The organism is Desulfosediminicola flagellatus, assembly GCF_005116655.2.
Classification (GTDB): domain Bacteria; phylum Desulfobacterota; class Desulfobulbia; order Desulfobulbales; family Desulfocapsaceae; genus Desulfopila; species Desulfopila flagellata.
In genome coordinates this window covers 2,182,189-2,194,547 of record NZ_CP050698.1, presented here as the reverse complement: position 1 = coordinate 2,194,547, position 12,359 = coordinate 2,182,189, and the positions used below count along the sequence as shown (strand labels likewise).

Here is a 12,359-nt window from a genome sequence, read left to right as displayed (position 1 = left end):
TTAGAAATCAGGGTTAACCCGATTATTTATTAGAGTCTACCAATCTCCCCGGAAAGGGTTACGCCGCAATACTTTTTTACGTCAGGCACACTCTTCTTTAAAGTCGGCAGAAACAGCTTTTTGATACACATTAGTAATGCTCAGACCGCAGGGGAATATGTATCCCTGCGGTCTCCCTCCCAGCTACTCTCCTTCTGCTGCAGGCTGAACCGAAACAACTTCAGCTGTCGCTTTTGCTGTTTCTGTCAGGTACTTTTTAGCCAACGCTTCGATTTCCATAGATGATATTGAAGCATAGTCTTCCTTCATGGTTTTCGGCCATTCGAACTTTTGAGGATATCTTGCAGCTTGAATCATCACTGAATTCAGCCAATAATCATTGGATTTGACGGTATCACGTAAAGAATTCATTAACGGCCCTACAACCCGCTCGACTTCCACGCTGGAGATACCTTCATGACTAAGACTATGAGCTACAGTAAGTATGACATCTCTAATTTCTTTTTCCATTCCGGGTGCAACTACGATTTCTACCATCAATTTACCGTACCCCCTATAAAGTATTCCGGGAGCGCTGTAAACACGTGGTGCGTAGCTTGCTCCTAACTTTTCACGCACTTCAAGGCGCAACCTTTCGCTAAATATTTTGGCAAGAACATGCAACCTCCTGGTTCTTTTAATGTCCCACATATCCGCAGTAGGCCACGCAACAATAACAATGGATTTTTCAACAGAAGAATCCACCTCCGCATTCAAATGGCGACCATGAGGAAAGGTAAGGGTTGATGCCATGGGACCAATTGGATTACGCTCAGGAAGTGTTCCAAAATATTTTTCTACTAATTTTTCAATTTTCCCCTCATCAAAGTCACCAACAATAGCAATTTCGAGGCTCCCATTCTGAAATTGAGGCAGTATCCATTTCCTTATATCTTCAAGAGACACCTTTTCAACACTTTCATGGGGGGGCAATCCGACGCGTGGATCACCATTAGCCAGAAACCTACTGACCTTTGACTGGACTACACCGTAGATATCATTATCCAGCCGGTCGTACATCTGCTTGATCTTGTTTTGCCCTTGGACATATGCTGACATGCGAAATCCGGGATCCTGGATTGTTGCATAAAGAAGCTGAAACAACACCTCAACATCTTTTGTCAATGAACTTCCGTTTAAGCGAAAGCTCTGCTCTGTAATAGAAAAACTAACATTCACCGAACTACCTGCAAGTACTTCTGACAATTCGGTTTCTGTTAATGTGCCGGTTCCAGAATCATTGACAACTATACCTGTTATGAGTTCCATTCCCGGGGATGGCTCAGAGAATTTACCTTGTCCAACATCCAAAGATATTTTGAGAGAATTGGGATCAAAATCTGTTTTTTTGAATGAAACGGTTACATTATTTGCGAATTCAATTTTCTTAATACCGATATCTGAATACATTTCAGTGTTTCGCACCGACGCCTCAGCATCCGGGGCAATCTGCAAATAGGGGAAAACTGAGGTATCGCTCTCTTTAATTTGCGCCACCTCTATTGCAGAAACCTTTTTATACTCAGCAAGAATCGTTTTTTGACTAAGCCCCTCTTCAGGACCCGTATTTCCTACAACAGAGATCAACCTCTTGCCGTTTTTCCAGGCATTACGGAATTCTGTATTAACAGATTCAAGCGTCAATCTCTCAAGCATCGGGGTATACAGAGCGAGCTCCTGTTCTGGTGACAAAAAAACATGATCCTCACTCAGGTGTCGAATGATGAGTCTCGCCAGCCTTTCAGAGTCACGGCTGTCTTCAGTCATTACAGAAGATTCGAGATATGATTCTAAATCTTTTTTAACCCGTTCCAACTCATCTTCGGTAAAGCCGAAGGTGATAGCCTGCCTCAGTTGGTAATCCAACTGTTTAAGCGTGGTTTTCCAGTCTTTGCCTTCTGTTACTCCGTAAAGCATGGTTGTCTGGACGCGTTGCAACATATCATCAGAAAAATATCCAGCATCACTAAATATTTCGGCATTCTTTTCTTTGTACTTTTCAAGCCTGTTCTGCATTATCAACATAGAAACGTAACGACCAAGATCTTCAAAACGAGCTTCAACAGAGTCATCAACACGATCAATTTCCATGATTGATTCAATAGTTACTTCAGTTTTTCCCAGTTCCTTTTCATAGTGGTAAAACGCATCTATTTCGGGATGGTCGATACTGCCAAATTCATAGCAGGCAGGTGGAGACCCTTCAGCTTTGAGAGGCTCAAAAAACTCCGTGATAACTGGTAGTACAGCATGAGTATCTATATCACCGACAACCACAAGAACCATATTCTCCGGCCGATACCAATTATCATAATATTCCTTAAGGGTTGCCCGGTCCATTTTCTCAAGCGTCTCTTCGACACCTATGATCGGCCTTTCCGGAATCAGTGTCCCTCTGTACTTAAATTTTCGAGACGCTTCACTTGCACGATATCTGACAGAATCTCTTGTCCTTTTTTCAGCTAATATCACACCACGTTCTCTCTCGATTTCTGTTTCGAGTAACAGTGCACCGCGAGCATAATCAGAGACTATAAGAAATCCCTTTCGCAAATTGTCTTCTGCTCCATCTGGCAAATCCACCTGATATACAGTTCTGTCGTACCCAGTGTGAGCGTTTGCATCATCACCGAAAGTCATCCCAATTTCCTGGAAGAAGGTGACCAACTCACCAGGCTTGAAATGTGTAGAACCGTTAAACAGCATGTGCTCAAGGTAATGCGCCCCACCCCGCTGCTTATCATTTTCATTAATGGAACCCGCTTGTATATACAGATAAACTGCAACGCGATTTTCAGGCTCATCATTCTCCATTACCACATAACGAAAACCATTATTCAGGGTGCCGCGAACAAGCCCCGGATCCGGTTTAATTATGCTTCTGTCCGAAGGCCAGCCGGGCTTAAAACACTCTGTCGATTCGGCCTGCACATACGAAGAACAGCCGACCGCAACCAACAACATGAAATATACGAAGTACACATATGTTTTTTTCATAACTCTCTTTTGAGGAACCCAATAGTCGCTTATTGATAGTATCTGGAATTAGACAACGTATCCTATAGTGTCTGTGTATTACTCTGGTCTGGATTATGATAAATCAATTCCTTGCATATGCAAGGTTTACACTCTCAGGCGCTAACTTACGGCAACACTGTTGCCTGCGGGTATCAATACCACAAATAGCCATCGCCAATTCCCTGTCAAACAGATGACACGAACAATGTCCAACATATTGATATAATGTATATATCAATTTAAATTCACAACATTTATCTCATGGCACATTTTCTGCTTAAGGAAAAACAGAAAACGAAAACCTGTGTCGCCGTTAGCACTGTACACTGGCTCTGCGCAGTGCTAATGGTAGTGCAGGACAACTTAAACCCATGGGAGGACATTCATGTCTAACGCACAAAAAAACATGCCGGTCTTTATTATGTCCGGCATACTCCTGATCTACGGGCTCATCACCTCTACAGGTGCCCTGTTGCCTACAATGAAGTACCTCAGTACCCATAAAACTATGGATTTGCAGGTTACTTTATGTTTCATTCTTGCTGGTCTCGGACTTTTCGGCGCTGTAGTTAATACAGTACGAGAACAAAAAGACACCCTGTTTGATCGTTTTTTCCTTCGCCCACTCGGCGGAATCATTTTACTTCTTGTTCTCGCAATGTTTATCCGCTGGTACGCGGAGCCTATTGTTAAGATCTGGAGTAAAGCACTTGAGCCGGTTCTTGGTTTCGCAATTTACAAGATCATGAACCTGAACTACGTTGTTCTCGGTCTACTGACAGGTGTTGCTATCACAAACACCATCGGTATACCAAAGTTCGCTGGAGACGGTGTCAAATGCGCTCGTTTTGTTCTTAAGATGGGTGTTATCATGCTTGGTGCACGATACTCTTTCGCGGAACTTGCAAAGCTTGGCGTTTACTCTGTATGGCTTATCGGCTTTTTCGTACTCGGTACAGTTTTCCTTGTACTCTGGCTCGGATCTGTCTTCAAGCAGCCTAAAACCATGACTGGTGTACTTTCTGCTGGTATGGGTGTTTGCGGTGTTTCAGCTACTGTTGCTGTAGCTCCTGTTGTTAAAGCCAAAAGTGAAGAGATGGCATACACCATCGGTACCATCCTTTCTTTCGGTATCCTTTGTATGTTCATCTTTCCGACCGTTGGTAAAATGGCCGGCATGAATCCTGTACAGTTCGGTGCATGGGCCGGAACCGGCATCCTGAACTCGGCTCAGGTTGCTGCTGCAGCTCTTGCCTTCGACGCGGTTGATATCAAGACGCTTAAAGTTGCAGAGATTTTCAACATTACCCGTGTTCTTTTCCTCCCAATCATCGTTTTAGTTCTTGCAACCTGGTTTGGTAAAGAATCCGGTCAGAAGCTCAGCTTCAAATCTGTTGTAATTGATAAATTCCCTATTTTCATTCTGGGTTTCCTTCTGCTGTTCGCCATGTCCTCTATGGGTATGTTCTCTCCACCACAGCATTACAAAGGAAAATTCATTGATGTAAGTTACAATGACCGTACCCAGATCACCGACGACGAGTGGATCACACTTGACGGTGCTCTTGCAGCAGGCGCAATTACCGGTCTGTCTGATGCTCAGATGGCAGCTGTAAATGATCTTCACAAACAGCGTCAGATTGCTGGTAACTTCAATGATCGTGATAATAAAAAGATCTTTGATCAGGTTGGTCGTGCACGAATGGCCGAACTTGAGGGCATCCTTGCAGGAGCTAAGGCAAAAGAGCTCAAGCTTACCGGCGAGATCAAGTCTGTTATAAAGCATGCTGTAAAGCAGGTACACAAGAAGTCTAAAACTGTAACTGTTCTGACCGATTTCATGATCTGGTTCTTTGCCTTCGGCCTTATCGGTCTTGGTATGCAGATCACTAAGAAAGCGATCTTCCAGGCAGGCGGTTGGCCTCTTCTTATAGGTGGCATTTCAGGTATCATGAAGGCAACATTGTCATTCTTTGTTGTTCTCTGGCTTGTTAAAGATGTTGTCTTACATTGATAGGAGATAAATCATGAGTGATAAAAAGACAATGCAGGAAAATAACGACAATAAGGGAAATACAGAGAAGCTTGAAGAAAGAGCCCTGTCTGTTTTCTCGAGTGAAAGAAATGAAGATCTTACTGCACTTGTTCTGTGCCTTGTAACAACCTTCAGTGTACTTCTATTCACCAAATGGCTTGTATAACATTTTCATAGAATAGCAGGACTCCCTGGCGCCAAAACAGGGAAGATAATTCTTGACAACCTCGGCCCGTGATCGCACATTTTGATGTGTGATCACGGGTTTTTCTATATACTGCTGACAGTACAATTTCACTTCCAAACTGACATTTCAGGTTACCGGAAACAGAGTTATAATTATGTTTAAAAATGTTTTGTTATGTACCCATGGTTCAGAAGGTGCACAAAAAGCTGAAAAATACGTATTTGAGAAACTTCTCATCACTCATCCGGATATCAATATCACTGTACTCACCATTGTAGATAAAGACTGGAGCGTAATGACAGGCGATGACTGGCTGAACACATCCGGCACCCGAAACCGCTTTTTCAACTATGTCGACGAGCAATTGGGACGTGAGATATCTGAAGACTGGGACCGCATAAAAGATACATATTCAGTTCCCGATGCTGTACGCTTCTTGAATGTCACAGGTGATATTGAGGATACCATGTGCGAGGTGGCCACTCAATTAGATTGCGATCTGATCATTATTGGTCCCTTCCAGAAAAAACCATTCCGACTGACATCGATGAAAATGTCACCGGGTCTTGCAGCACGTATCAAAAATGAGAAGCTCCATCACCAACTCCCGTGCCCCCTCCTTACAGCTAACTGATATAATGAAAAAAAACTATCCGCTTAACCTCCCTGTTTCTGCTGCCGGCAAGTCGTTCTCGCCAAGCCTCCTCATTGATGCTGAAAAACTCCTGCATCTCAATCCTATCTGGATTGTGAAAGAATTACGTACAGAGCAAAATACCTTTGAAGCAGATTTACAGGATCATGAAACGGAAAAGGAATTTACCGTTAAAGGTGAGATAGTTGCAGGTAGAGATGATTCACTGACAGTAGAGTTTAGCGAAGGTGACTACACCTCAGTCACTATTGCACCAGCTACTGAGAAATATGAAGCTGTGGTGACATACAGGGATTCTGATTTTAAAGATGAATCTGATCTTGAGCGCAATACCGTTATGTGGTTGCGGTCAATTCAGGAATATCTGAGACTATATAGAAAAAGCTCTCTCAATACAGTATTTTTCAGATTCATCATGAATCGCATTGTAATGAAGATGACACCATCACAGCGTAAGATCAGTCTGATGTTACTCAGGATTACTGCTGTTGAATTACTCGTCATACTGATTATCGTGATCGGCTATGTGTTTTTCGTACTTAAACCCTTGGGTTCTTCATAAGCAGATACCATGTTCATGACACCTCGTGAATCATTTCAGTCCAGATAAGCAAAGCTGAAGTGGATTTCTATTTAATACAGCTGATAGTGCATCCTTCACCCCTCGCTTATAACGGCTATACCATACTCAAAAACAATTAAAAGCAGTGTTGGTATTCAACCTGAGGTATAATCTATTATTATTATTCATTTTCACAATTGATTCACATTCCGGGTAGTGCTATGGCTGAAGAACTATCATTAAGTAAACAAACACGAATTCAAACGAAATTTCTCCTTGGCCTTGCTGCCATTCTCATATTTTTCAGTGGCCTTGCTTCCATAACTATTTACCATTACGCTGAAAAAACCATTGAACTTGAGGCATTTGACAAAACCGAACTCGTTATGACAGCCATGGCCGCGAACAGAAAATATGTTCGCGAAGTGCTCAGGCCCAAAATGTACGAAACCTTTGATGACAACACATTTATAATAGAAGCAATGTCATCTTCGTTTATCAGCCGGGCGGTAATGGAACGAGTCAATGAAACCTTAAAAGATTTCACATACCGCAGAGTAGCAATAAACGCCAGAAACCCTCATTACGAAGCCACCCCTGAAGAAGCGGAAATGATCCAGATATTCAGAGACAATCCTGCAATTGATGAATGGCATGGAATTGTAGAGCGAAAGGATGAGCGATATTTTATGCGATATAAGCCTGAATATTTCGATGCCTCATGCAATCACTGCCATGGTGATCCACAGGATGCTCCGAAAAAGATTATTGAGTTATACGGCGACACACGAGGTTTTCATCGTGATGCAGGTACCGTATCAGGAGTGATAAGTGTTGGTGTTCCCGTTGATCTCAGCCTCTCAAGGATTAAAGAATCATCTATCGCCGTTTTTATGGCAGGAATCCCTCTAATACTCTTTCTGTACACCATTATCAGTGTCTTTTTTAACCGTTTCATCGTTCAAAATCTTAATAATATCCTGGCCATATTCAGGACCTCGTTAAAAGATGAAAAAGATCATGGGATCTTCGAAAGAGCAAAAGGCCAGGATGAGATCCATGAACTTAATGAATCCGCCCGCGCCCTTGCCCATTATCTCAAAGACAATAGACAAAAACTCGAAGATTATACTGATCAGTTGTTGCAAAGTAAGGAACTTCTACAATCGGTATTTGATGGAATTACCGATCCGGTTGTTCTGCTCGACAAAAGTGCGAATATCAAAATAGTAAACGCCGAGTTCCTGAAGCGATACGAAGTAACGTTTGAGAGTGTCAAAAACAATAGTCCTTTAGAGTTGCAGCTCGGAATATGTTGCCCGCTACAGTATTGCGAAGAAATTTACGGCGAGATGCCAACCATGCCGATCACCAAAGAAATTAAACTTCCCGGCGGTGGTATATTCCTGATCTATTTTTATCCAATTCTCGATTCAGAGGGTCACGTTGACAATCTCGTCTGCTATGTAAAAGATATTACAGAGCAGAAGAAGCTCGAAATCAAGATCCAGCAAACAGAAAAACTTGTCTCCATGGGTCAGCTTGCAGCAGGGATCGCGCATGAAATCAATAATCCTCTTGGTGTTATTCTTTGCCATATTGATCTTATTGAGGAAGAAAACAATCTGTCAGGTGATGCACGTAGTGATCTTTCAATTATCAAAAAGCATGCAAACACCTGCAGAACCATTATCGCTGATCTGTTAAACTTTGCTCACCAGCAGCAGACGCTCAAGGCTCGCTGCTCAATTAACGACATTCTCGATGACGTGATTTTCATGGTTTCACCACAGTTCAAGAAAGCGAATATTGCTATAACCACAGAGTATAACGAGACCCTTCCCCCGCTTTATATTGATGCAGACAAGATCAAACAGGTTATTCTCAACCTGCTGATAAACAGTTCACATGCCATCGACAGTGACGGTACTATTTCTCTTTTCACAGATTTCGATGAATCTGGAACCCATTGCATGATCACCATTGAGGACACGGGCCCTGGTATACCTGATGATAAAATCGGTAAGATTTTTGATCCGTTCTTCACTACAAAACCGCCAGGAAAAGGTACTGGACTCGGCCTATCTGTAAGTTACGGCATTATCAAAGACCATAAAGGGGATATTCGTGCAGAGAGTCTTCGTAATCAACCCACCCGATTCATTATCACGCTTCCGCTATCAGAGGTGAGTGATGAGTAGGCATAGATTACTTATTGTTGATGATGAACCTGATATGCGTAATGGCTTACTCCGTGTTCTTGGTAAAAAATTCCCGGCGGTTGAGATAGTCACTGCACAGGACGGAGAAGAAGCCCTTGAATATATCCACGAACATGGCGCTGATCTCGCGTTACTTGATATTCAGATGCCAGGTATGACCGGCCTTGAATTGCTCAAAGAGATGACCTCCCGCGATCCATGGATCACCGTAGTAATGATGACTGGATTCGGTACAATTGCTACCGCCGTTGAAGCAATAAAACTTGGTGCCTACGATTTTTTAACAAAGCCTTTCGACAGCGACCTTCTCAGAAGAACCATCGCCAAAGCCCTGGAGCGAACCCGATTACTCAGGGAAAACCACGAACTCAAACAGCAGGTTTGCGACAAACATATCAAAACTGAATTTGTCGGTGAATCAGCGACAATGAAACGCTTTCAATCGTATCTCAACACTGTCGCACGATCTAATTACACAACACTTGTACGGGGGGAATCAGGAACAGGAAAAGAACTTGCTGCACGAGCAATCCATTCTCTCAGTAACCGGGCCGATAAGCCGCTCATTATGGTAAACTGCCCTGCTATTCCAGAACACCTTCTGGAATCTGAACTCTTTGGTCACACCAGAGGCGCGTTTACAGGTGCCTCACATGAGCAGAAAGGGTTGTTTGCCGAAGCTGATGGGGGAACAATTTGCCTTGATGAGGTAGGTGATATTCCTATTGGTATTCAGGCGAAACTATTACGCGTTCTCCAGGAGCAGGAAATCAAACCGCTGGGAGCACCTGTTACAAAAAAAATCGATGTGCGGGTCATAGCTTTAACCAATCTTGACCTTGAGACAATGATTGCAGAACGTCTGTTTCGAGAAGACCTGTTTTACAGACTCAACGTGGTAACACTCACAACACCATCACTTGGTGAAATTATTGATGACATCCCCCTGCTGGTCGATCACTTAGCTAAAAAGGTTTGTTGTGAATTAGACCTCCCCTACAAACGATTTGACCAGCGTGCCTTAGCCGCATTGTGTCATCGAAACTGGCCAGGAAATGTCAGGGAGTTGCAAAATGTTGTTCGCCGATCAGTCATGTTCTGCCCTGGAGATGTTATCTCTATTGAGGATATTCACGGGATAGAACCGCCAAATCTGTCGTCTTCGCCCGGTCAGCAATCAATCGTATTAGTTGGTGATGAACTTGAACCGTACAAAATAGCAAAAGAGAAAATCATTGATTCCTTTACTGTTGAGTATATACATTCCATCCTCAAAAAACATAATGGGAATATAAGCCAGGCAGCCGCCACCTCAGGCCTGTCGAGGGTGGCATTGCAGAAAATAATTAAGCGTCATGACATTGATGCTGATGCGTTTCGATCGTAACAGCTCAACACTATTCTGCCCCTAACACACTGGATTTCATATAACGCTATGTCACTACAAGGAAAAACAGTTTTAATCCCCGGAGCATCCAGACCCATTGGTCGTCAAATAGCCCGGCGATTCGCCAGCGAAGGTGCTAATCTAGTGCTCCCCTGGTACGATTGGCCAGAATCGGTAGCAGAAATGAACCAGGAGTTCGCGCCAGATTCCCCAAATATCCTTTCAGTTCAATGCGACCTGCGCGACATTTCAGAAGTCCGGCAACTTGTAATTGCTATTCAAAAAAAGTTCTGTGGCCTGAATTACCTGATAAATAACATTGAACGTGGTGGCATGCCCGTTGTTCACGGCAGCTACGATCATGAACATAATCGTGAACAGTGGGAATTGGAGGTTGATACCACGCTTAAAGCCAAGTGGAATCTTTTTCACTGCGCCCAGAATTTACTCTGTGATTCACAGGATGGAGCAGTTGTAAATATATCATCAATAGCTGCTCTGACTGGCCGAAGTGGCCCGGCAGCTTCTTTTTTTAACGATGGATATAGTGCTGCAAACCGCGCAATACAATCACTTACCGAAACATGGGCAAGAGAAGTTGCACCAAATATCCGCGTCAATGAGATAATGGTCGGCCTGGTCAGCGGCAGGCACGGCGACAATACCCGTGGATGGGGTGCACTCTCAGAGTCTGAACAGGAACAACTCCTTAATCACACCCTTCAGAAGCGCATCGGCAACCCGGAAGAATTAGCTTCACTTGTATATTTCATCGCTGTTAACGCAACGTTTATGACAGGATCAGTAATACGAATGGATGGCGGATATCTGCTTGGTGGTGAGACGGTTCCACCATATCCCCCTGGTATTTTGTAGTATATCACCGGTCACAGATCTCCACCCTGCTGTTTTGCTCTTGATTTGAGTGAGATACTTGACTCCCCATAGAACAATGAAGACATGTGTAAGGACAAATTTCCGGTTTTCAATTTCAAAAGCAATTCAACAATTGTCTCAAAGAGTGCGTATAACTCTTCATGCACTTGATGAGTATGAAAATATGGGCAGTATATGATCTCTCCCAACTCCACGTCTCATCAGCAAAACCAACACAATGCACGTGATCTCGCCGACCGCATTATTGATGAAAACACAATCGAAACATATCTACATCTCAGTCGAGAGAAAAACCGCAATATCCTCAAATTGATATTTTCAAAGTATCTGAGCTATGCAGATACAGCAATTACAGAGTTACAACAGAAGATTACATCATGCGACAGCAATTCTGTAGAAACTCTGGCTCACACGCTGAAGTCTTCTTCTGCCCAGGTTGGTGCCTTAGAACTTTCAGCATTATATGAACAGATCGAATCTCACGCGCACCATCAGCGCCTGGACAAACTCAATGTAGAATTGGTTGCAGAGCTTGCACAACTACACAATGATGTCTCTATTGCACTTGAGCACATTGTCGATAATTCAGAGAACCTGATAAACTCAGACCGCGTTTGAATCCACCCCTTGAGCAACAGCCTCGTTATATCTTTGTACGAGTTGCCCAGTTGTAAACGTGTGAAGCGTTCCATCTACAAAAAGCGTAATTTCATCATTATTTCCAGATAGTTCGAGAACTTTCGACATAGTTTTTGTACTCTTTAGTGCTGTGAGACACCAGACGGCAAGCCCCCTGACAACCCCATCTTCCGAGCCTAGATAGTTGGAAATATCATCCTCAATACCACGCTCACGCATCATCTCCGGTTTCACATGACATAACCTGCCAATACCCCAAAGTACACCACGTTGCAACATCGGCAGTTCCAGGTAATTCCCATCCTGAAACAGTTCCGGCCCATCTTCACGTGTATATGAGATGAGCATATGAAGATATTCGTCGGCCAGACCATTATGCATAGCCATAATCTCGGCCATCGCCTCTGGGGAGCCCCAGCCAATTCCGCCGGATTCATCATTGAGTGTCCAGAGAAAGCGACGCATGATTACGCGGGCAGATTCCATATTGTCCTGAGCAATACCTGGCACAACTTTTCCAAAGACAACAACAGCATTCCAGCGAACAACTTCAGATGTGGAACACAATGCTGTGAATAATGGATTTACCAGATCCTTAAGGGGGAATTCACTCAGCTCAGTATGGATAATATCGATATTGTGCTGATCAAGAATAGTCAGCACATGCTTTTTCATTTGTCTTCTTTTCATCAGGAACCCCTCTTTATCATTGAGGTAA

General features: G+C 43.4%; 10 protein-coding genes. 8 read left to right on the top strand and 2 right to left on the bottom strand.

Annotated features, from left to right (window positions below; translation table 11 throughout):
- Positions 1-183: 183 nt before the first annotated feature.
- Positions 184-3,036, bottom strand: a complete 2,853-nt coding sequence (locus FCL46_RS09120; RefSeq protein WP_136806173.1) for a M16 family metallopeptidase — start codon at positions 3,034-3,036, stop codon at positions 184-186.
- 406 nt (positions 3,037-3,442) lie between these two features.
- Here FCL46_RS09120 and FCL46_RS09115 point away from each other — a divergent pair, with 406 nt between their 5' ends.
- The 8 genes from FCL46_RS09115 to FCL46_RS09080 all read left to right on the top strand — a co-directional run bounded on the left by FCL46_RS09115 (position 3,443) and on the right by FCL46_RS09080 (position 11,620).
- Positions 3,443-5,071 carry a YeiH family protein gene (locus tag FCL46_RS09115; protein ID WP_136806172.1) on the top strand — a complete coding sequence of 543 codons (1,629 nt, stop codon included), beginning with the start codon at positions 3,443-3,445 and terminating at the stop codon, positions 5,069-5,071.
- Positions 5,072-5,084: 13 nt separating this feature from the next.
- Positions 5,085-5,258, top strand: a complete 174-nt coding sequence (locus tag FCL46_RS09110) for a hypothetical protein (RefSeq protein ID WP_167505781.1) — start codon at positions 5,085-5,087, stop codon at positions 5,256-5,258.
- A gap of 175 nt (positions 5,259-5,433) precedes the next feature.
- The gene (locus tag FCL46_RS09105) at positions 5,434-5,913 is read left to right on the top strand and encodes a universal stress protein (protein ID WP_136806171.1); all 480 of its coding nucleotides are present in this window, start codon (positions 5,434-5,436) and stop codon (positions 5,911-5,913) included.
- Positions 5,914-5,917: 4 nt separating this feature from the next.
- Positions 5,918-6,496: a hypothetical protein gene (locus FCL46_RS09100; RefSeq protein ID WP_136806170.1), complete on the top strand. Its 579-nt coding sequence runs from the start codon at positions 5,918-5,920 to the stop codon at positions 6,494-6,496.
- Between the two features lie 221 nt (positions 6,497-6,717).
- The gene (locus FCL46_RS09095) at positions 6,718-8,697 is read left to right on the top strand and encodes a c-type heme family protein (protein ID WP_136806169.1); all 1,980 of its coding nucleotides are present in this window, start codon (positions 6,718-6,720) and stop codon (positions 8,695-8,697) included.
- Positions 8,690-10,105 carry a sigma-54-dependent transcriptional regulator gene (locus FCL46_RS09090; protein WP_136806168.1) on the top strand — a complete coding sequence of 472 codons (1,416 nt, stop codon included), beginning with the start codon at positions 8,690-8,692 and terminating at the stop codon, positions 10,103-10,105. Before FCL46_RS09095 ends, FCL46_RS09090 begins: the two co-directional genes overlap by 8 nt.
- 48 nt (positions 10,106-10,153) lie before the next feature.
- Positions 10,154-10,981: an SDR family NAD(P)-dependent oxidoreductase gene (locus FCL46_RS09085; protein WP_136806167.1), complete on the top strand. Its 828-nt coding sequence runs from the start codon at positions 10,154-10,156 to the stop codon at positions 10,979-10,981.
- 195 nt (positions 10,982-11,176) lie between these two features.
- Positions 11,177-11,620: an Hpt domain-containing protein gene (locus tag FCL46_RS09080; RefSeq protein ID WP_136806166.1), complete on the top strand. Its 444-nt coding sequence runs from the start codon at positions 11,177-11,179 to the stop codon at positions 11,618-11,620.
- Here the strand turns inward: FCL46_RS09080 and FCL46_RS09075 are convergent.
- The gene (locus FCL46_RS09075; RefSeq protein ID WP_136806165.1) at positions 11,606-12,331 is read right to left on the bottom strand and encodes a DVU0298 family protein; all 726 of its coding nucleotides are present in this window, start codon (positions 12,329-12,331) and stop codon (positions 11,606-11,608) included. The genes FCL46_RS09080 and FCL46_RS09075 overlap by 15 nt on opposite strands.
- Between the last annotated feature and the right edge of the window lie 28 nt (positions 12,332-12,359).